We start from the raw sequence: 22,088 nt of genomic DNA on the forward strand, positions 1-22,088 counted from the left end.
TAAGTAACTCGGTTTCCGCGTACGCCTTCAATATTTCCAAACAGTACTTTTCAAATTCTGTAGCAGTGATACTAGCGACAAACTCACGATATGGATTGATTGTTTCCACCTCACGTTCGATTTCCTAGAACTTATTAATTTTACTTTTGCTGTATCGTATTTCAGGTTTATATTAGTACATGATAGAATTTCACCTTACGTGCTTGTATTCACGAACAAACGACCCAGCCTTAGATAGCTCTTTTCTTAGGCTGGGTCGTTTGTTGTTTGAGCTTCTTCTACGATTATACCTCTGACAACCGAGGGGCGATAGCCCCAATGTTTGAATACAATGTGGGTGATATTCTCGCCATCTTCGAATTACTTACAAGTATTCAATATCAAGTTCAATTATTTCTTCTATGTCTTTATAATTTATGTATACAGGTTGTCGACCTATATCTATCCAAATTGAATGAACTGCATTCCCCATTACTTTTTGTTCTATGAATTCACCTATTATTGAAGAACCATTATCCATAATGAATTTATAGATCTTCCTGACAATTAAATCTGCCAATTTAGCAGATAGAATTTCATCATCACTTATCAAATAATCTTCTTTCTTTTCGTGGACATAAATATAGAAAAGTGACTTTCCAACCTTAAGCATTGAAGTTTGGCCAGAGGATGAAACGAAAATTCCCTTAACTTTCTTTTTTTTAAAAATCTTAGTGTGTAAAAGTATAGTTAGCTACAATATGTGCCCCATTGATCAAACTATTGAATTGTCGCCGATAATCCTATTTGATCATAATTTTCAGTTAAATTATCGATGAAATTATACACAGTCAGGGCTCCAATCATAATTAATATAGTAATAGTAATCACAATAAGTTTTTTCGATTTCATTAGACTCGTCCTTTCATGTAAAAGAGAGGGGGATTACCCCTCTCTTTTAAAATTAGTCATTCTTTATGAAATCACTGTTGCTACCTGTAAAAGTTACAAGCCCATTACTTCCAAATTATTTTAGACTTCCTGACTTATAGGCGGCAACTATTGCGTTTCTTGTGACGGTCACACTACTATTCGGAGTTATACTGTTGCTCAGTTCACTACCTCCAGTAAGATATGATTTATAAAATTGACTTTACAAATATCATTATATCCTTTAAATGTAAAATGTAAAATTAATATATAACATACATTAAACTGGAATAAAGTTGTGGCCGCCTGAATTCAACAAGCTTTAAAGATAGATCTCGATTGCTGCAATTATAAATTTCCCGATCATAACAGATCTTATAAAAAATGGGCAGACACTTGATACTTCGCTATTGATAAAAATAAGTTCCATCAAAAAAATTAACGATTACCTCAAGCTTGTCCACCCGTCATAATCCTGCGTATCTCCTCAAGCGGAGCTTTAGGCTGTCTGTCATAAGTAAGCAGCCCGTTAATTTCCTGCTCGACATCCGTTAACTGGGTATAGCAGTACCCTTGAATGACAGGGGAAGAGAACATCGGATCAAGAACCGCCTTCAGCCGTTCCAGGAAATCTTCTTCGTTCTCTGCTCCCGAGTACCCCCAGCCGTCCCACTCGCTCTTCTTGTAGGCAATTCCGCCGAACTCGGATACCAGAATGGGCTGTCCCTGATAGGTTGCGCCTCCCACCAAAATCCTGCGGTTGCCCGGTCTAGCGCTTACGGCTGATTCAACGGTCGCATAGCGCTTTTCCAGTACTTCTCTGCGGCTCTCGTAATCATGAATGGTTAACAGATCGGTTGTCATCTGCTCCCATCCGTCGTTAAACACTACAGGCCTCGTCTCATCCAGAGATTTGGTCAAATGATACATGGCCAGGCCGTGCTGCTGCTGCTTTTTGTCCACTTGAATATTGGGAATTCCCCAGCTTTCATTAAGGGGCACCCAGGTTATCAGGCAAGGATGGTTATAGTCCCGTTCGATGATCTCCTGCCATTCTTTTGTAAAACGCCGCACGTATTCCTCGGAATAATCGTAAGCATTCGCAGCCTCACCCCACAAGAGCAAACCGAGCTTATCGCACCAGTACAGGAAACGGGGGTCCTCTGTTTTCTGGTGTTTACGGACGCCGTTGAAGCCCATCTCCTTGGTCAATTCCACGTCTCTTCGCAGGGCTTCATCACTCGGTGCAGTCAGTATGCCTTCGGGAAAATACCCCTGATCCAAGACAAGACGCTGATAATAAGGCCGGTTATTGAGGCACAGGTTGCCGTCTTCAATCGATATTTTACGCATGCCACAATAGCTCGCTGCTTCGTCCAGCACTTCCCCGCCCCGCATAAGACGGAAGGTAATGTCGTAGAGATTCGGATGCTCCGGACTCCACAAACGGCCTAGACCATGGTCTGTAAAATCATGCAGTCCGATGGCCCGGCTCACTTCCGGCAGATGAACGGAGTACGTATCCTCGGAGATTATGCCGCCCTGGAAAGTTACCGTAATTTGCAGCTTGATATCATCTGCCGCCTGGAGTCCTTCGACAAACGTGCGGACCCGGATTTCACTTCTGTCAATGTCCGGTGTCAGCATCACTTTCTTAATATGTACATCGTTCACAGGCTCCAGCCAAACACTCTGCCATATCCCCGTAGTCCGCGTGTAGAAAATATAGGCGGAATTCTCCAGCCAATACTGCTTTCCGCGAGGCAGCGTGACATCCCGGCTGAAATCTTCGGCACGCAGTACAATGGTGTTGCTCCCTGGAGCAAGCAGGGGGGTGATATCCGCCTGAAAAGGCGTATGCCCGCCTTCATGAAGAGCGGCAAGCTGCCCGTTCACCCACACGCGCGCGTTGTAGTCGACGGCACCAAAATGAAGCAGAATCCGCTTGCCTGACCACCCCGCAGGAATCTCAAAATCCCTCCGGTACCAGACGAGATCATGGATGGCAGGATCTCCGATTCCGCTAAGCTTACTTTGAAAAGTAAAGGGTACGGAAATTGTCCTTTCAAATGCCACACCCGGCTGGTGCCAGTTCTCCGCATCTCCCACACGGGCGTCGTCGAATGAGAATTCCCATTCCCCGTTCAAACACAACCATTCCTGTCTGGTCAATTGCGGCCTTGGATATTCGTCGCGAGGGACTTGCGCATTCACAGCTTCTTCGTTCACGATGTCTTCACTCCCAATTAGTTAACTAAATAGTTAATAATTAACCCGATAACTTTACAATTGATTGTAAGTTAGCCTTTTTATATAGTCAATATCAAACTTGTTTAATTAACCATTTGGTTATACAATGGGGTTGTCAACATTTTTAAGCCAATAATAATGGAGGAAGCAACCACACATGGACCTGCAAGTAAATGAGCGTAATCTGCCCCTGTTCGAGGCTCTTGCCTCACAGACCCGGATCAAGATGATTGAACTCCTCCGATATGAAAATCTGAATATTAAAGAAATGTCCCTTAAGCTGGGAATCTCTTCCGCTATTGTGACGAAGCACGTTCATCAGCTGGAAGAAGCCGGTGTCATCACGACTCAGCTTATGGCAGGCAAACGCGGGATGCAGAAACAATGTTCACTCCGCCTGGATAGGGTCACCCTGCTCTTTAAACCGGATAATGGAAGCGGTGAATGGCAGCCCCCGGCACAAGACCACTATACGGTTTCCATTCCGGTCGGGCAGTATAGCGCCTATCAAGTCAAGCCCACCTGCGGCCTGGCTTCCGGGAACAAGCTGATCGGCATGCGGGACGATCCCCGCTATTTCGCCGAACCTGAACATGTAAAGGCGCAGCATCTCTGGTTTGCAAGCGGGTATGTAGAATACCGGATTCCGAATTATCTGGCAGGCAAACTGCCTGTGAAGAGCATTCGCATCTCGCTTGAAATTTGCTCGGAAGCTCCCGGATATGAAGAGAACTGGCCTTCCGATATCACTTTTTATGTAAACGATACGGCTGTATGCAATTGGACATCCCCGGGTGATTTCGGCAGTGTCCGGGGCAAGCTTACCCCTGCCTGGTGGGAACCCGGCAGTACGCAGCACGGTCTGCTCAAGACTCTGCTTGTCACAACAGACGGGACTTTCATGGATGGGATTCAGCTTTCTCCTGTCACGGTTCAGGATCTTGCCATTGCACCGGCTGAAGAAATACGCTTCCGGATCGGGTCCTGCGAAGATGCGAAGCATCCGGGCGGTGTAAGTCTGTTCGGCAGACAATTCGGCAATTATGAGCAGGATATTGAAGTGAAGATCACCTACTGAGCTGCCGGGTCCCCTGCGCCTACAAAGACATGTAATAAACCGTCAGCAAATCGGCGGTTGACATTCTTTGCAAGGAGACGGAAGATGTAATCTCCATTATGCTGTGCCGTCCGGATTGCTCCACTTTCTCGAAAGTAAATCCATAATTGCGCAAGAACGGAGTCACCTGATCCCACGTCAGCCATCCGGCTCCGCTCTCGAAACAGTGATGATCCTCCGTATGGATGACAACTAATTTGCCGGATATTCGCAGCAACTCTTTGAACATAAACAAGAGCATAGGCAGGCTGGACATCCGGTAATAGTCCGTCATGATGGCCACGTCAAAGAAATGCTTTTCGTAGAACGTATTAATTCCGAGTGCGTAGACGATATTCTTATCCTTAAAAGTCTGGGAATACGCTTCGTAAATACTTTTATTCTGAAGAAAAACATGTGTGGTTTGCAAAGTTTGGATCACCGAATGAGAATCAGACCCCACGAGCAGCGACCTGCCTTCCCCATTGGACAAATATCGGGTATTCAACTCATTCATTAACGATTCGCTGTATGTAGGCGTGAAATATTTGGTAAGAAGGCGGTTGTATTTGCCCATAAGCTGGTTATAGTACATATCTGCGCAGAAGGGGTACAGCTCCGTATCAAAATCACCGTTCTTCTGATGAATTTTAAATTTATTCCGCAGCGAGGATCGCATTTTGTTCTCATCATTGTTGGTAACCTCATGGGGAAGATGAAGCGTTTTGATGTGCTCGGTGGCTTGAAAACTTCCCCCGTTCCTGTACAACTGGTAGCTGAAATCGATGTCCTCGGCTCCCCATTCCCTAAACGACTCGTCGAATCCGTCTGTCCTGGAGACAAGTTCTCTCGATGTACTGAGCGCTCCGCTCCATCCCAAGACCCAGGGGGCCGGTAACTGGTCCAGATCATTCTGCACACTTTCGAAGCTTACCGCTCTATAGTCCTCCCAATTGGCGGTGTACTTCATCTTGTCACAGAACTGTTCGAACGATTCAGGAGTGAGCCGGAGGATGTCATCTGCTTCATTCTCGTTCACCTCAGCAAATAATCCCAGGATATAATGCAGCAGCACAAGCTCCGGTCGGCCTTCCAGAAGTCCGGCGACAGATTCCACATAATTCGGCGGCACCAGAATGCCGCAATCCAGGAAGAGCAGCTTGCTTCCCGTGCTTGCCTGTATCCCCGTATTCCTTGTTCTAGACCGGTTGGAGTCCGGAGTGCGCTCGAGGTAAATATAACGGAGATTCGGCAATTTAGACTGGTACTTCTCCGCGATTTGCCGGATCGGCTCCGAGGAACCGTCATCCACGACGATCACTTCATACGCCAAAGACTCTCTTACCTGCTGCTTGCTTAAAAAATACAGGGATCTTTCGAATTCCTCTCTATTATTGTAAACCGGAATAATAACAGATACGTCCATCGTTTTGTCTCCTTCAATTTCTTGTTAAATAATAGATTATTTTGTAATTTATCGAACGATCTTTTACTTATATCATTTATTTACTTCTGTATCAATGAATGAAATATGTTATTTTTTTGAACTTCGCATAAAAAAGAGAGATTCTTATTTACAGCCGAAAGGCTGTAAAACAGTGAATCCCTCGCAGGGTATCTTCTCTATTCCATCCGGAACACCGGTCCTTTAGGTACAAAAGGAAGATGGTGCCCCTTTGGAAGCATATACGCATGATCGCGTTTTACACGCACCTTATCACAAAATCCATCCGTGATGATCAGTATAGGGCCGTCTTTCGGAAAATCCTCTGCCTGCTGCAGCAGGTCGATTCCCAGCTGAAGTACGGTCCCTCCCCTTCCTCTAATCTTCACGCTTTCCGCTATCGCTTCCGGACGTATATAACCTGCGTCATAGGCAGCCGCATCACAGAAAACGACTCTGGCAGCATAGACTTCTCTGGAAAGGCTGTAGCTGGCGATAGCACCGAGCGCTTTGGCAAGCATCTTCTTGTCCATCGAACCCGATGTGTCCAGCACGACTCCGAACGTCCGTCCGTCATCCTCGCCGCCCCGGTTCATCCATTTGGGCCTCGCAATATCCGGCGTTGAGGACTGTCTGCGGCTTACACGGGCATAGGAGCGGACCTTCTCGACGGGAGTGAAATAGCTGTCGAACCATTTGGCCAGCTCGATATCCCATTGGATCGGCGGCTGCCCAAGCGCCCGGATTTCCTCGACGAGGCCCGCCGGAATGTTTCCTCTACCCGCTTCGTGGTGGTACAGCAGTCCCTGCTGCAGAGCATTCCGGCAGAAGTCATCGATGCGTGTGCCGTCCCTCGGGTCATGGAAACCTTCTCTGCCCTTGTCCAGCATATCCGCCCCTCCGGCTCCCCGCAGCGTTGTAAGTTTGCGGTAAGTGCGGATATCCGTCACGATGCGGTCATAGACAGATTCCGCCGAGAGTCCGTGCATCGTGTCATCGAGCAGAATCCCTACCTGCGGTAACTCTCCGATCCGCATTTCAACGAGCCAATGATTGATCACGTAATCACACGCGACGTTCCACAGATACGGATCTCTTCCTTGGCAGCGTGCGTGATGGTGGAGCCCGGCATGAAGCAGTTCATGCGCCATTACGAATTTGCATTCCTCCGCACTCAGCCCCGCAGCCGGATTCAAATAGATTTCACGGTCCATTACGTCAATGGCCGCTACTGAGATCTCCATCCGCTGGCAGATTGCAGCATCTTCTATGAGGGAGAAGCCGGCAGCAAGCGCCCCCAGCAGCGGGTAGTGGTCGATAAACCAGCTGCGTGCTATTTTGCCGGGCGACAGCTTCTGGTCTCCGCTCAGCATCGACACGTCAACCCCTGCGGCAACATGAACAGCTTTCGTAACAGCCAGTGACAGCCCTGAAGCAAAGGCATTCTCCCAGTTTATTTTGCGGTCCGCAATATACCGCTGTTCATTCGCATGCAGGAGCATGTCTCCTGCCTTTGCCCCTGCCGTCCCGTAATGTTTCCATTCTTCCGGAACACCCCGCTCCAGAAATTGCTCATAAAGACGCTGCTCGCTGTATACCGGGATATCGATCCTAAAGCCCAGCGCCTTCGGCTTTGCGCCCAGCTTCATATCCGACAAGAACTTGGCAATATACACATCGCAGGCCACGTTCCAGAAAGCAGGATTCTCACGGTTCTGAAAATGCCCGAATCCCAGATGCAGCAGACAGTGTGCCAGAATATAGATCCACTCTTCCACTTCTCCCCGGCGCTTCGGATGGACCAACACCGAGCCCTGCTTGCTGACAACAGCCCAGCCGTCCTCCCCGCAGTACCGGAAAAAATCATCACTTCTGTAGAACCAGGCATGGCTTGCCAAAGGAGCGAACATCGGATGCGTTTCAATAAAATGCTGTGCTTCAGCGTAATTCCGGGCAGCGGGATCGAGCGTTAATTTTCTTTTGTTAGCCATTTACTATTTGTCCCTTCCTGCCAAACGCGGTAAATCCCGTATAATTTCTACCGTAAACCATCCCGGCAATACCTGTCCCTCCCCATGATCTGCCACCACAAGCTGCGCCATTTCCAGACTGATTTCACTCAGTTCTTTTATAAGCGCTTTGGCACGATGAGCAAAGCTCTTATGATCTTCTTTCATGGAATCTTTCTTCTCGGGAAGTGTTTTGATAATCAGGGCACGGAAAGACAATGTCAAGAAATAGAGCAAATCACGATCCGCCGCATCCGAAGGAAACCTCACGTCCCCGTTTAAGATTTGGTTCAGCTGGTATTTGCCTTTCAAATTCTTATGAAATGCTTTGAACTGAAGCGCATGATCCGGAGTCAGGCATCCTCTTGCCAGGACTTCGACCTGCTCCAGGGATAGACCGTCTTTAAATTCATTCAAAGCATCACTGAGCATATGCCAGGAACGCGGTGTCGAGAACGGTTCTTCGGTCTTGGGAGGCTGAGTCCAGAGATGATCGGGACGGGCCTGCAGGTATTCGATTACATAGGGATGAATTCCGTTGTCGTATGCCCAGCCGAACCATTCCTTAGGAGAAACCTTCAACTGCACGTGGAACATACGGTTAATGAGTGCCGAAGACATCGGCTTCACAATGGCGCTATCCTGCGCCCGGTTCCCGGCTCCAATCACGATTGACCCTTCCGGCAGGTGATATTCGCCGATCCGGCGTTCGTGAATCAGGCTGTAGAAGGCTTTCTGGACTTCCTGCGAACAAGCGTTAAGTTCGTCGAGGAACAAGCAATAAGGTTCGGTTCTGGCGATGATTTTGGGGGGACAGAACTGGCTGACGCCATCTTTGATTTGGGGAACGCCGATAATATCTTCGGGTGCAAGCTGGCTGCCAAGCAGAGAGACGCAGGGAAGGCCCAGATCGGCGGCAAACTGCTCGACGAGCGAGGATTTGCCGATGCCGGGAGGTCCCCATATAAAGACAGGCCGTACAACAGCCACGTTGAGTAAAAATTCGGATAGTTCTTTTTGCGATACGTTAATGCCGATATTCAATCGTTCATGCTCCTTTACAGATCAGAGGTGTCTTATAAGACAAGCTCGGACAGATAGATATTTCCATATTACGCTCCGGTATACGGGATAACAAGGCAATAAACTACTATAACGATAGTTTAAGAAGATACCGCTACGAAGGAGCTAGGAAACCATACGCAGTATCAAGAAGTGATTCGCATTTATGGGGCATGAATTCACTTCCGGAGAACAATTCCCAGTCCGTCTTGCAGGGTTATCTTCAGGACGGCAGCTTCATCGAACACCTGTAGCTTTAACCTTAGGCGGCGGCTTGCTGCCCAACAGGAATGAACTTTTCCAGACAAGCCAAAGGGGCTGTCTTAAAAGTCATTTTAAGACAATTCAGTCCCCACTTTTCACGTGATATGCTGTTAAAAAAGAACCTTCAGATCCACTTTTATAGTGGTTTTGAAGGTTCTTTTTCACATATTATGGGATTGTCCCACTCAGGTTACCCTTTTGGGACAGCCCCTTTCGGGTTTAGCCTGAAGCCTGCCTATTTCTTGCTGTCCGCTAACGGCTGCAACTTGAATTCCACTTTCTCAAGTAAGCCTGTAAAAGGAAATTCGTCCGGGTCCCCGTAATCGAGGCTCACCGGCAGTAGGGTATCCCGGCCGATGTCCAGCCCGTCTGTGGAACGGACGTCCGTAAAGGGCAGCTCCGCTTCCCCGGCTTTCCGGCCGTTCACATATAGGGCCCCGCTGCCGCCTTTTTCTCCAGCACGGGTATATACGAATTTCACCTCTGCTTTCCCCAGGGGAACGGGCGTATCCGACACGATTCTGTAGACCTTGCCAAACTGGTGAAACTCATAAATCAGCTCATTCTTCTTCAGATAGAGCGTGTACCCGCTATCACTTCCGCCTGCAGCTACAAGCACCCCTTCTTCCTTCACCTCTTTCCTTTGAATCGGTATGGAGATTTCATAGCTTATCCCTTTCAACTTGGGGGCTGCGGACAGACCGATATGTTTTAAACCCGGGTAGTAGATGAAACTGCTTCGAATGGGCGCCGCTGCGGTTACGGCAGGTGAAGAATAGCCGTTCACAATAGGATAAGCGCCGTTATTACGTGCTTCTTCGTCCCAGATTTTCTTTAATTCCTTGAGTTTCTCGGGGTACTGCTGCGCCAGATTCCTGCTTTCGTTATAGTCGCTGCGTGTATCAAACAGCTCCCACGCCTCCTGCTCCAATTGCACCCCAGGTTTGCGCAGAGCGACTGCTTTCCAGCCCTCACTCCAGATGGCCCGGTTGCCGTTCATGAGGAAGAACTGTGTCTTCTTGCGGGTCGGTTCATTCTGCCCGCTAAATGTATAGGCCAGACTCGTTCCGGTTATCGGCTGCTGCGGTATCCCGTTCACTTGTTGGGGCGGGGTAATCCCCAGCACTTCGTAGACCGTCGGAGTCAAGTCAGAGACATGATGAAACTGTGTGCGCAGAGCGCCGCGGTCCTTGATCCCATCCGGCCAATGCACGATAAGCGGCACTTGGACACCGCCGTTATAAGCCGTTCCTTTATACTGCCTGAACGGCGTGGCACTCACCTGCGCCCAGCCGACCGGATACTCCGTGTACGTTCCGGCTGCGCCCAGCTCCTCAATCGATTCCAGCTTATCCTCCAAAGTACCTCCGCTGCCGCCGCCGAATCCCGACTGCGAATAGCCTATGCTGCCATTTTCACCGCCGGCCTTGCTCGCACCGTTATCTGAAATAAGGTAAATGAGGGTGTTGTCCAGCTTGCCGAATTTACGCAGATCGTCCAGAAAATGTCCGATCTGCTCGTCTGCCTGAGTCAACATTCCTGCATAGGTCTGCTGGTAACGTACATACAAATCCTTCTGCTGCTGGCTGAGCGAGCTCCAGGCCGCAATACCCGCATCCCTTGCCGGAAACGGCGTATCCTCTGGGATTAAGCCTATTTTTTTCTGACGCTCGAACCGCTCCTCGCGAATCCGGTCCCATCCTGCTTCATATACACCTTTGTAAAGATCCGCATTTCTTTGCGGTACCTGATGAGGAGCATGCTGGGCACCCAATCCCCAGTAGAGGAAGAAAGGTTTCTCCGGCTGGACGGATACATGATCGCTCACATAACGTGACGCATGTTCTGCCAAATCCTCGGTCAGATGGTAGTCCTCTTTCTTTGGCGGGTCTACGACATGGTTGTCTTCTATAAGCTGGGGGGCGTACTGATCGGTGTAGCCGTCCAAAAAGCCGTAGTACCGCTGGAATCCTTTGCCGAGCGGCCAATTCTCGAAGGGCCCGGCCGGTGTCGCTTGATGAAGCGGGGCCTGATGCCATTTGCCCACGCCCAGCGTCGTATAGCCGCCGCCCTTCAGCACCTCGGCGGCAGTTGCTGCCGTCGGGCTCACCCGGCCCCGCGTATGCGGATACTCCGGCCCGAGATCGACGTTGGCCACGGAGCCCATGCCGACGGCCTGCGGATTGCGGCCTGTCAGCAGACTGGCCCGGGTCGGCGAGCAGAGCGGCGTCGCGTGGAAGTTCGTGTAGCGGAGCCCGCCCGCCGCCAGCTTGTCGATATTGGGCGTCTTGATCTCGGAGCCGTAGCTCCCGAGATCGGAGAATCCCATATCGTCGAGGACGATATACACGACGTTCGGTTGTGCGCCGGGAGCTGCGGCCAGCGCAGCATCGGTTGCCGATGCGGTGACACCAGCGGCCGCAGGTGCGGCAACACCAGCGGTCCCTCCCGCATAGGCAGCGCCTGTCGGCAGCAGGGCGGCAGTAATCGCCAAAGCCGTCGTTACGGTTACCGGTCTTGCCCATCGTTTCGTTTTGTGGCGCCTGTTCATCCATATCCCTCCATTCAATTAAGTCTGCTCATGGAACAAACAAAAAAGGCACCCCTTCGCATGATAAGAAAGGGTGCCTTTGGTGAACCAATCGGCAGGTATGTAAATGATTTCTTTATCTTAAACCAACTATCCCTATAATACAAGTATGAATTATATTCGGCGGCATAAGACTCCGAATCGCATTACTGTTTCCGGGTCTATACCGGACGCTTCCCGCAGCATAGGCGCTTCCGTTGAACCAGGTGCAGTCTCTTCAGCCTCTTCAGTCCCCGCAATCGTTTCGCCGCCGGATCCCGTAACGGGAACCCATACGACAGCTCCCTCAGGGGCTTTATCAAGATGCAGCTTCCCGTCATCCGAGAGCATGCTCCTGCGAGCCTGTTCCCACCTATACAGGTCTTCACTCGTCCAAAACTCGTAGCCCCGCGCTTTCGCCTCCCGGATCACTTGTTGTAACGCGTCGCGCACTTTGGGCTTCTGCAGGATATGAATCGGATGAAACAGGAAATGCGCGGCGCCCCGGACTTCTTGTACCCGGTTCAGCAGAGGAATGATCACGCTGGTATCAGCAAGAGAAGGATAAGCTAGATCCGGTGTCAAATAACCGGTTTCGAGTACCCGGTACATCCGGTTCCGTTCGTCCGACCAGGCAATGGGGAAGTAAGGATGGCACGTTCCGAACAAAAAGCCGATGTTGCCTTTTTTGCTCGGTCCACGGGACTGGTCATTTACGATTCCCGCTTCTTCGCACCACCGGAACAACTCTCCCCAGCCTTCGAAGCGGGTATAGTGATTTTTGTTGGTCACAATTCGGGCACCGGTCGCACAGCGGATTACTTCAAGCTGCCGGTTAAACTCGGCCTGCTCCCACTTGCCCCGTTCCTGAGCCAGCGCGTTGTAATGAAAAGCCAGTTCATGACCGGCCGCTGCAACCCGTTCATAGACGGGCTTGGAATAGCCCGGCTCGATTAAGCACCACGTAGCTCTCACATCCATCTCTTCCAGCAGCGCCAGCGCGGCCAGTGCGGAATCATCATGGTTAAAGTCACTGTCCAGAGAAATCATCGCGACTTGTTCCGTATGGTCCGGCCAATAGTCAACGAAGGGAAGCAAGCGTCCGATGTTAGCCGATTCTCGCAGCACCTGGGACACCAGCACTTCCTTCCAGAGATCCGCATAAGGAAGTGCATAATAGGGCATCCCTGCGCCCGTAAACTCCCGGTCCAGCGCCCAATCCAGCATGCATCCGTCATCCGCCTTAAGGATGCCTTCATCCAGGGCGCCTGTCCCGTCCGGGGCAGGAACTCCATCCTCGATCACGGGCCCGTCCCCCTGCTGCAGGCCGACTATCGTCCCCGGAATGTTCACATTCCAGCGGATCAGCTTCCCTGCCCCCAGTTCAAATTCAAGATAAGCGGCAGCGATCGGATCTCCGTCCGGGCTTCCTTTGAACAAATGCCCGCCCTCCGACGCCCCTTCTCTACGGTCAATCCGGACCCACGGCTTTGCTTGCAAAGCCCTTAGCTTCCTGCCACCCGCAGCCGCATTCAGGTGCGGAGTCGTTACGTAGACAGGTTCCCTGCATACCAGTTCTCTGCATTGCAGTGCCCCTGCCATCCGGTTTAGACCCGCATAAGAGATCAAAATACCGCCATCCTTGACATAATGCTTGAGCTGTTCCAGCTCGATATTGCTTTCCCCGCTTACAGCAATGAGCAGCACATCCGGCTTGGCCTTCTCAAGCGCTTCCCTGTCTCCAAGCATCACATACGGGATTCCTGCATGCGCCAGGATCTCTTTCAAGTACAGTTCAAAAACATTCAGTCCGTACCGCCATCTTTTATCCGCAGCCTTTGAATCCAGCCATATTCCTATTGTAGCCGTGTCAGGTACCACCATGATCTCTCCCAATCTGAACGAAGATGCTGTCTAGTCTCTTATTTTAAAGGTTTTTTCAGACCTGTTCCAGATGCGGGCGCAACAAAAAAAACGGCCTCCGTATCGCAACAAGGCCAGTTTCAATATCCGTTCAGATTTCGCGTGTCACGGGCTTTTCCCCCGCAGCCGCCGGGTCCGGAGAAAGATTTGTATTTAAAATGCCGGATACTTATGGTAGTTTACGATTAGCCAGATTTAGTGTTTAGTCACAATTCAACAATCGGACTATATTGCCGGATAGAAATTTATTAACTTTTTAGTACTACTAACAAAGAAAGCGAGGTTCATATAGGATGACTATTAGCAAAGCTATCCAAGATTTGTCCATTAAATCCTTGGAGTCGACTTATAATAAACTATCTAATGCTTATAAAAGCATGACAGAAAAAGGTTCAAACACAACCCTTGTCAAAAAGAGACGAAACGCTGTAACTATCGGTTTAGAGAGTCTCAAAGATACTTGGTATGGGGAAGGGTTTTCCTATGACGACGAAATCATACTGACTTCTAAAGAAGTTCTGCAAGGTATCCTTCCATCTATCGAAAAGCAGATAGCACATGCAAAAGAAGGCAGTTCTCAAAAAACATTAAATGAGCGTCGCTTACATGCACTTAACCTGGCAATCGAATCCCTGGAGAACCGTCTTGTGTAAGACACTTCTCTCGATTTTTAAGTATTCCGGAATCGGGTGCGCTGCTTGAACAAGATTTAACTTTAACAGAGCCGATCGATCAAAAAAGCAGTCCAGACACACCGTCTGAACTGCTTTCTGCTACTTCTTATCCTTGCTCCGCTTCTTCAGATTCAGCTCCTGCATCATCTGCTTGCCGGTCGGCGTCTGCGCGAGACCGCCCTTGGCGGTTTCCCGGTACTTCGCCGGCATAGCGGAACCGGCTTCGTACATGACCTGCACGACTTCGTCGGACGGAATCGCGCTCTGCACACCCGCCAGCGCCATATCTGCGGCCGCCAGCGCGTTCACGGCGCCGAAGCCGTTGCGCACGATGCACGGTATCTCCACGAGCCCGCCTACGGGATCGCAGATGAGCCCGAGCGTGTTCTTCAGCGCGAGGCCGACCGCGTGAACCGCCTGCGCGGGCGAGCCGCCGCGCAGCTCCACCATAGCCCCCGAGGCCATGCCGATCGCGGAGCCGACCTCCGCCTGGCAGCCGCCCTCCGCGCCGGACACGAACGAGTTGTTCGCGATGACATAGCCGATGGCCCCGGCGCTGAAGAGGCCCATGACGAGGCGCTGGTCATCCCAGCCGAACCTCTGCTGGGCGCTGACGAACACGCCCGGGATAATCCCGCAGGAGCCGGCTGTCGGCGTGGCGATGATCCGGCCCATCGAGGCGTTCACCTCGGACACGGACAACGCGAACGCCATGGCCCTGCACGCTTCCTCGCCGACCGCCGGCACCGATCCGCTCATGTAGCTCATGACGCGCTGCGCGTCGAGGCCGGTGAGCCCGCTGCGTGAAGTCGTGTCTTCCGTCAGCCCCTTGTGCACGGCTTCTTTCATCACCTGATAGTAATCCGCCATCTTGCGAAATTCCTGATCGGTGCTTCTGCCGGACTCCCGTGCTTGTTCCTCCAGCATGAACTCACCGATCGACTTATTTTCGGCTGTACATATTTCAGCCAACTGCTGCAGGGTACGAAATCTCATAGTTGCCCTCTTTCCGCGAGATCCACAGTCCTTACGTCTTCCACCATGCTTAACTGCTTAACTTCCGCTATAAGGTCGCCTGTAACCGGTGAATCGGCTTCAATAACAGTCATGGCTTCGCCGCCCCGGCCCTTCCGGTCCAGATCCATATATCCGATATTCAGGTTCTTTCTTTGCAAAAGAGCCGTAATATCCGCGATCATTCCCGGACGATCAAGATGGGAAATGACTAGTGTAGGGAACTCTCCCGTGAACTTCAGATCGAACTGGTTCACCGATAGAATCTCGATATTCCCTCCGCCAATGGAAGCCCCGACCACGGTCATTTCCCGCTCCCCGGAAGAAAGCGAGATTCTGGCCGTATTCGGATGCGTGTGCTGTCCGCTGCTGGTCTGGAAAATCACTTCCATCCCTGCGGCTTCCGCATCCTCAAGGGAATCGGGGATACGGGGATGATCCGTCTCATAATCCAGCAGGCCGCCGACAACAGCCAGATCGGTGCCGTGTCCCCGGTAAGTGTCGGCAAACGATCCGAAGAAGGTCAATTCCGCCTTCTCCGGAAGCTCCCCGAACAACTGCCGGGCAACCCGGCCCAGCCGGATCGCTCCTGCCGTGTGGGAGCTCGAAGGGCCGATCATAGACGGGCCGATAATGGAAAACACATCCTTGAACCTCAACCCCGCTCCCTCCCCTTCTCCGCCTCTACGGATAACAACCGGATAGCGCTTCTTATTTGCAGATGAATTGGTTTACGCATGCCATGCATGTCCTGTCACTGTCCTTTTATCACACATTCACGGCTGTTTTAATCCGCAAGCCATTCTTGAAGATGCGCTTTGACGAACTCATCGTCATTCAGATGCGGATAGTCGCGGTACATTCGATCGATCTCTTCCATTTGACCCGGTGAAAGCTCCTCATTCGGGTTCAGGCACCAGCGGCCCTGCAGCAGTCCTTGCCTGCGGAGTACTTCATGAATGCCGGGGATACAGCCCTCGAAGTGATGAGCCGGATCGAAGAAAGCCGCATTGGACTCGGTCACTTCGATATTTCTCGTCAGCCACTCCGCCGCAATTTCACTTTTATCCCGGACTTGCTTGATTTCTTCCAGAAGTTCCACCGCTTTATGAGTCCAGACGGCCCAGTGTCCGAGCAGGCCTCCGACAATCTTCTTCTCTACCATCCGGCCGTTGACAGAAAAGCGATAAGTGGTCAGCAGATCGGTCACAATGTTATCGTCATTGCCTGTGTAGAGCGCAATTTCATCACGGCGGTCGGAATAGCACACCGCACGCACGACATCAATGGTCTGGTAACGGTTGAACGGGGCCATTTTGATCGCGACCACGCCCGGAATATCAACAAACTGTTCCCAGAACCGGAAGCTGAAAATTCTTCCCCCTACCGAAGGCTGCAGGTAGAATCCGAATACCGGAATAATATCCGCTATGACTCTCGTGCGCTCCAGAATCTGCTCCTCTTCCCAGCCGTTAAGTCCGCCCATGCTTAGAAGACCGATGTCGTAACCCAGACTTACGGCAAGCTCGGCTTCGGCTTTTGCCTGCTTAGTCGGACCGCAGATACCCGCTATTTTGAAAAAAGGACGCTGCAGGTTAGCTTTCTCTACTTCTTCAGCGGCAATACGCAGTACGGGCTCCAGCAGGTCAATGCCTTCGTCCCGAATCTCGAACTGGGTCGAGTGAACCCCGACAGCGACACCACCGGCGCCGGAGGCGATGTAATAGCGGGATAGCGCTCTCTGATGCTTCTCGTCAAATTTCCGGTTCTCGTCCAGTGCAAGAGGATGAGCGGGAATAGCTACGCCCTCATGCAGCGCTTTGAGCATCTCCGGGCTTAAATCTTTTCTGGCCATCGCTTAAAATTTCCCCTCTCTCTCCTGGAAATGAGTTGGTTTGTTCCAAGTATGTCCGTCTGCTTCAACCCACTCGGAGATCCAGTCGATCATTTCGAGAATGGATACTTTCGGGTAACCGAATTGTTTGCTGGCTTTGGCCGAGTTGCTCAGAAGAGCCGTATCCGATTCTTTTCCTTCAAAAATCGGTTCGATCCCCAGTCTCGATCCGAATTCATTCGCTACCCAGCGCAGCGACAGCGTTTCGGGACCGGTCACGTTGAAGATCGTCGGAGGCGTACTGCAGGCATTCAGCATACGGATCGCCATTTCATTGGCATCGCCCTGCCAGATGCAGTTCGCGTGGCCCATCGTGATGTCGATCGGCTTGCCGGCTTTGACAGACTTCGCTATTTCGAGAAGAACGCCGTAACGCAGATCAATCGCATAATTCAGACGGTATATCGCCATAGGAATGTCATATTTATGGGAGAAATGCGTAAATACGCGCTCGCGTCCGAGACTGGATTGGCCGTATTCGCCAACAGCTGCAGGCGGAGTCAGCTCCGTTGCACCGCCTTGGTAGACCGGTGTAATCGGATACACATTCCCTGTTGAGAATACGACGATGCGTGAATCTCTGTATTTCTCGGCTACCCGTCCCGGCAGGTAGGAATTCATCGCCCATGTGAAATGCTCGTTGCCTGTCGTACCGAATTTGTTCCCCGCCATATAGATGACGTTCTTAACGTCAGGCAGCGCCTTAAGCTGCTCATCATTCAGCAGATCCACCGGGAAGGTGGTTACACCGTCCGCTTCCAGTTCCTCACGCAAACCGCCGGATGAGAAACGGGACGCCCCGTATACTTTTTTATCCACACCCGCTTCTTTAATTGCGTTCATAGCCAGTCTCGCCAAGCTCGGTCCCATCTTGCCTCCGATACCAAGCAGCATAATATCTCCATCAATTGCAGCAATATCTTTAATTAAGGCCTCGGATGGCTGGGCCAATTTCGCTTCTAGCTCTTGTACGGTTTTCATGAGAAGCTCCCTTCGCGTTCACGTGATACCTCTAGTATCAAGCCTCTTTTATATAAAGACAAGTCTTTAAAACGTCCATTTATTTGCGCAAAATTGTCTCTAAATCACAATCTCTTGAGTGCGCCCACGGCATTCAGCCAAGCGCAGGCAATTAAAGCATGCCCTGCCGGTGAAGGGTGTACGCCATCCGGCGCCCACACTTCATCCGGAACCTGTGCTCTGGCTTCAGCGAACATTCCATCCAGCGATATAAAGACAGAGCCCGTTTCTTGGGCCAAATCTCGAATCGCATGAATTTTGGGATCCAGATCTTCCCGGTATAGCCTGCGGACATCGTTTACAGGGAATACAAACGGCTCCAAGAGGATAAACCGTGAACCGCATGTGTCCGACGCCTGCTTCATCAGACTTCGGTAGGTGCCGATAAACTCGTCCACCGTCGTAATATCCTGCTGGTCGTAACGTCTTGCCGCATCATTGACTCCGACCAGCATCGTAATCCAGTCCGGTTTCAAATCCAGACAATCGGTCTGCCAGCGGTCGCGGACATCCCGAATCCGGTTGCCGCCGATTCCGCGGTTGTAATAACGGATATTTTTCCCGGGATATAAAGAACTGTAGAGAGACGAGGCCATGAAGGCAAAGCCCCTGCCCATGTCATCCGGGTTACTGTAATCACGGCCGGTATCGGTTATGCTGTCCCCAATAAATAACAGCGTCTGGTTGGCTTGTATCATAGAATGATCCATTTCTTCATCCTCCTGTTGATTCGTTTAATTGGTAAGCCGGCATTGCCATCCGGGCTGCGCCAAGAATACCTGCCCGGTTGCCGAGCAGAGCCGGTCTCACGGAGATCTCCACAGGAGTTAACTCCTGCAGGGCACTCTCCAAAGGACTCCACCAGACATCGCGCGAGTCGATCAATCCGCCGCCCAGCAGAATGGCGGGAGGATCGAACAGATTGTGTACATTCACAAGGCCGGCGGCCAGCGTACGGGTGAATTCATGCATGGCCCGGATAGCGGGAGCATTTCCCCCTCTCACAGCTTCGATGAATATGTAGCTGTCCCAGTCCGGGGAAATCGCCCTGGCAATGCGGTTCAGAGCGGTTCCCGAAGCATACTGCTCCAGACATCCCCGCTGGCCGCAGTTGCATGGAATTCCACCCGGCTGCACCAGCATATGTCCGAATTCTCCCGCAGCCCCTTTCGTCCCGCGGATTAACCGGCCATCGGCAACCAGTGCTCCGCCTACACCGGTTCCCAGCGCTATGAAGGCAAAAGATGTCAGATCCTCCGCTGCGCCGAGCCAGCCTTCACCAATAGCCGCCACGTTGACATCGTTGTCCGTAAACACCGGATACGGGAATGCCGCCGCAATTTCCGCTGTCACAGCTGTGCCTGTCCAGCCGGGCAAGTTGTCCGTCGCATACAGGACCGTACCTGTGCCGGCGTCTATGCGCCCTGCCGAGCCGATTCCGATTCCTTCAATCGCTCCGGGGGATTGAGCGAGCAAATCCGCGATCAGGACCTTCAGCGCGGCAAGAATGCCAGTCCGGCCCCGTTCAACCGGTGTCCGGACGCTTTGTTCTGCCAAAAAGGAGCCGTCTATTCCAATGACGGCTCCTTTCATGGCAGTCCCTCCCAGATCTACACCCAGATATAGTTGCGGGGGACTCTTCCTCATATGCGGGACAACTCCTTCATCCCGGAGATGAAGCGTTCGGTAATGGCCTGCGGACGGGTAATGGCTCCGCCTACGACAGCAAAATGCGCACCGGCCTGCAAGGCTGCGCGGCTCTCTTCCGGTGTCGAGATACCGCCTTCCGCTACGAGCGGCACCGTCAGTACGCCTGCCAGCCGCTTCACAAGATCCAGATTAGGCAGCTCTGCCTGACTATACGGCGTATAACCCGATAAGGTCGTCGAGACATAGTCTGCGCCCCACTGCGCCGCCTGCACACCCTCCTCGAAGGTGGAGATATCCGCCATCACAGGGATGCCCTTGCCCTTCAGTACTTGGATTGTGTCCTGCAGGCTGATTCCGTCCGGACGCGGTCTGGAAGTCGCATCAATGGCGACGATATCCGCTCCTGCTTCGTAGACGGCAACTGCGTCTTCAACGGTCGGTGTAATGTACACCTCGAAACCGTCGTAGTCTTTCTTCCATAACCCGATCACCGGCAGGTCGATTTCCGCTTTAATTGCGCGCACATCGGGCAGGGAGTTCGCCCGGATTCCGGATGCTCCCCCCGCTTTTGCCGCACGTGCCATCGCTACCATGTGAACGGAACCGTGCAGAGGCTCATCTTCGAGCGCCTGACACGATACCACTAGACTTTGTTTGGGTATTAAACTATTCATGGCTGGTGATCCCCTTGCTTATATAGTTAATAAGGCTTGATGAATGCTGTGTCATTGAATTAAACTGCGTGGGTAGATGGCCATTTCATCTCCACACCGGCCTGTGCAAGAACGGCTTGGAACGCTTCCAGCAAGTCCTTCTTCTTGCGGACTTCACGCGGGCTGACACCTTGATCCAGACAGAAAGCGCTTAGGTAGCCCGCCGCTTCCCCGATGTTCCATTCGACCGGGTGAAGGCGATAGCAGCCATTCGTCAAATGAGTCGTCCCGATGTTTTTGGAAGCCGGCAGCAGATTGTTTACACGTACCGGAATCAGGCTTCCCAGCGGGATTTGAAAGGGTAGAGAAGATACATCGATATACGTACGCAGCGCCGTGCTCGGATGAAGGTCGATCCGGTATGAGCCCACCCCCACCGAGTCGAAGTAGTCCATCGCCGTCTGACCCGGCTGAGTGACTGGACTGAGATCCTGCTCCGCGACCGTATATTCCGCTTTGATTCTTCTCGATTCGCGAATATAAGGGCTTTTGGCCAGACCGTCTTCGGTTCCGACCACATCTTTGCGAAGACGCAGACCCGGGTATCCCCTTTTGCCGTCCGGTCTTGGTGCTTCGGTCTGCATCCAATAGAGCAGGGACAGGCTGAGCTGCTTGGCATTCTCCAGGTGCTTCGCGCGCTCTTCCGGGGTTACGTCAATGATCGAGCCCAGCCAGTAATCATTTGCCGGCCAATTGACGAGCGTAATATCACTTTCGAACGTGCCTTCCGCGAAGTGATTTTTATCAATGACTCTTCTATATTTCCACAGTGAAAAAGATTTGCCGTCAGGGAAAAGACAGTATTGAACCGGCTCAAGCGTATGCGGGACAAGACCTGCCCAGCTCAGCTGCATATCCGGCCAGAAGTCCGCTTTGTACTGCTTCCAGAAATCATACTGCGCCGGCTTTTCAATGGTGTGATCCTCGCCCTCTCTATAGTCCATCGCAAAAACGTAAGTGAATGCCTGCATGTCCTGAGGGTCGGCCTCACCCTGCAAGGCGTGCGGCTCGCCCGTTACCTGAGCGGATTCCGCTCCCGTCACATATTCGACTCCAGCCAGCGGAAGAACGTCCCCTTCTTCGGTCGCATCCAGGAAATAAGGAGCGGATAGACGGACAGTTTCACCGGACTCCACGCGGCATACCGTTACACTCTCTACCTGATCGCCGCCGGTTTCTGCCTGAAGAACACGATATCCATACAGCACCTGCAGCTTGCCGCTGTGAATGTATGGCGCGAGCATGTCTCTTAGCACCGCCAGCGCCGCACGCGGTTCATGGGCGATGTTGCTGACGCCTGCACTGCCCGGGTTGAATTGGCGCTGAGCCTGCACACCCTCCGCGAGCGGGAATAGCCGCTTGTAATAGTCCCGGACTCCTTCACGGAAGCTCCGGTAGCTTGCTGTGCACCCGAAGCTTTCAATCCACGGATGCTCATCCGGAGGTACCGCCTGACTCGTCAGCTGGCCTCCGATCCAGTCCGTTTCTTCGGTCATGATGACCTTTTTGCCGGATTTGGCCGCCGCGAGCGCTGCCGCACAGCCCCCGGTTCCTCCTCCGATAATGACAAGTTCCGCCTGCATATTGGAAGACATAG

Annotated in this window: 17 protein-coding genes; 2 read left to right on the forward strand and 15 right to left on the reverse strand. The window is 51.8% G+C overall.

The window, feature by feature from the left end; all coding sequences use genetic code 11:
* Positions 1–364 precede the first annotated feature (364 nt).
* Together EDM21_RS08440 and EDM21_RS08445 are read right to left on the reverse strand one after the other, a co-directional pair.
* Complete coding sequence (locus tag EDM21_RS08440) at positions 365–652, reverse strand: hypothetical protein (RefSeq protein ID WP_157334579.1); 288 nt, start codon at positions 650–652, stop codon at positions 365–367.
* 707 nt (positions 653–1,359) lie between these two features.
* A complete protein-coding gene (locus EDM21_RS08445; protein WP_166541895.1) occupies positions 1,360–3,138 on the reverse strand; it encodes a sugar-binding domain-containing protein in 1,779 nt (592 codons plus the stop codon).
* A 178-nt stretch (positions 3,139–3,316) separates the two neighbouring features.
* On the opposite strand from EDM21_RS08445, the gene EDM21_RS08450 reads away from it, so the two are divergent.
* On the forward strand, positions 3,317–4,237 hold the full coding sequence (locus tag EDM21_RS08450; RefSeq protein ID WP_157334581.1) for an ArsR/SmtB family transcription factor: 921 nt from the start codon (positions 3,317–3,319) through the stop codon (positions 4,235–4,237).
* 19 nt (positions 4,238–4,256) lie between these two features.
* Here EDM21_RS08450 and EDM21_RS08455 read toward each other — a convergent pair whose 3' ends face one another.
* From EDM21_RS08455 to EDM21_RS08475, 5 genes are all read right to left on the reverse strand, one after another.
* Positions 4,257–5,681, reverse strand: a complete 1,425-nt coding sequence (locus EDM21_RS08455) for a glycosyltransferase family 2 protein (protein ID WP_157334583.1) — start codon at positions 5,679–5,681, stop codon at positions 4,257–4,259.
* Between the two features lie 197 nt (positions 5,682–5,878).
* Positions 5,879–7,690: a vWA domain-containing protein gene (locus tag EDM21_RS08460; RefSeq protein WP_157334585.1), complete on the reverse strand. Its 1,812-nt coding sequence runs from the start codon at positions 7,688–7,690 to the stop codon at positions 5,879–5,881.
* A gap of 3 nt (positions 7,691–7,693) precedes the next feature.
* Positions 7,694–8,752: an AAA family ATPase gene (locus EDM21_RS08465; RefSeq protein WP_157334587.1), complete on the reverse strand. Its 1,059-nt coding sequence runs from the start codon at positions 8,750–8,752 to the stop codon at positions 7,694–7,696.
* A gap of 517 nt (positions 8,753–9,269) precedes the next feature.
* Positions 9,270–11,585 carry an arylsulfatase gene (locus EDM21_RS08470; protein WP_157334589.1) on the reverse strand — a complete coding sequence of 772 codons (2,316 nt, stop codon included), beginning with the start codon at positions 11,583–11,585 and terminating at the stop codon, positions 9,270–9,272.
* Positions 11,586–11,738: 153 nt separating this feature from the next.
* Entirely contained in the window at positions 11,739–13,487 is a 1,749-nt protein-coding gene (locus tag EDM21_RS08475; protein ID WP_157334591.1) for a hypothetical protein, read from the reverse strand.
* 332 nt (positions 13,488–13,819) lie between these two features.
* Here EDM21_RS08475 and EDM21_RS08480 point away from each other — a divergent pair, with 332 nt between their 5' ends.
* On the forward strand, positions 13,820–14,179 hold the full coding sequence (locus EDM21_RS08480; RefSeq protein WP_157334593.1) for a hypothetical protein: 360 nt from the start codon (positions 13,820–13,822) through the stop codon (positions 14,177–14,179).
* 120 nt (positions 14,180–14,299) lie between these two features.
* On the opposite strand, the gene sdaAA is transcribed toward EDM21_RS08480, so the two are convergent.
* The 8 genes from sdaAA to EDM21_RS08520 all read right to left on the reverse strand — a co-directional run bounded on the left by sdaAA (position 14,300) and on the right by EDM21_RS08520 (position 22,086).
* Complete coding sequence (gene sdaAA / locus EDM21_RS08485; RefSeq protein WP_157334595.1) at positions 14,300–15,196, reverse strand: L-serine ammonia-lyase, iron-sulfur-dependent, subunit alpha; 897 nt, start codon at positions 15,194–15,196, stop codon at positions 14,300–14,302.
* The gene (gene sdaAB / locus EDM21_RS08490; RefSeq protein ID WP_157334597.1) at positions 15,193–15,873 is read right to left on the reverse strand and encodes an L-serine ammonia-lyase, iron-sulfur-dependent subunit beta; all 681 of its coding nucleotides are present in this window, start codon (positions 15,871–15,873) and stop codon (positions 15,193–15,195) included. Before sdaAB ends, sdaAA begins: the two co-directional genes overlap by 4 nt.
* Before the next feature lie 128 nt (positions 15,874–16,001).
* Complete coding sequence (locus EDM21_RS08495) at positions 16,002–17,069, reverse strand: dihydrodipicolinate synthase family protein (protein ID WP_157334599.1); 1,068 nt, start codon at positions 17,067–17,069, stop codon at positions 16,002–16,004.
* A 3-nt stretch (positions 17,070–17,072) separates the two neighbouring features.
* Positions 17,073–18,089 (reverse strand): NAD-dependent epimerase/dehydratase family protein, encoded by a 1,017-nt coding sequence (locus EDM21_RS08500; protein WP_068774247.1) that lies wholly within the window; start codon positions 18,087–18,089, stop codon positions 17,073–17,075.
* A 104-nt stretch (positions 18,090–18,193) separates the two neighbouring features.
* Positions 18,194–18,838 carry an SGNH/GDSL hydrolase family protein gene (locus EDM21_RS08505; protein ID WP_235918097.1) on the reverse strand — a complete coding sequence of 215 codons (645 nt, stop codon included), beginning with the start codon at positions 18,836–18,838 and terminating at the stop codon, positions 18,194–18,196.
* Between the two features lie 4 nt (positions 18,839–18,842).
* Positions 18,843–19,775 carry an ROK family protein gene (locus tag EDM21_RS08510; protein WP_157334601.1) on the reverse strand — a complete coding sequence of 311 codons (933 nt, stop codon included), beginning with the start codon at positions 19,773–19,775 and terminating at the stop codon, positions 18,843–18,845.
* Positions 19,772–20,452 (reverse strand): N-acetylmannosamine-6-phosphate 2-epimerase, encoded by a 681-nt coding sequence (locus tag EDM21_RS08515; RefSeq protein WP_157334603.1) that lies wholly within the window; start codon positions 20,450–20,452, stop codon positions 19,772–19,774. Before EDM21_RS08515 ends, EDM21_RS08510 begins: the two co-directional genes overlap by 4 nt.
* A 59-nt stretch (positions 20,453–20,511) precedes the next feature.
* Positions 20,512–22,086: an FAD-dependent oxidoreductase gene (locus EDM21_RS08520; RefSeq protein ID WP_157334605.1), complete on the reverse strand. Its 1,575-nt coding sequence runs from the start codon at positions 22,084–22,086 to the stop codon at positions 20,512–20,514.
* Positions 22,087–22,088: the final 2 nt, after the last annotated feature.

This window comes from Paenibacillus lutrae (assembly GCF_009757775.1).
Taxonomy (GTDB): Bacteria; Bacillota; Bacilli; order Paenibacillales; family NBRC-103111; genus Paenibacillus_F; species Paenibacillus_F lutrae.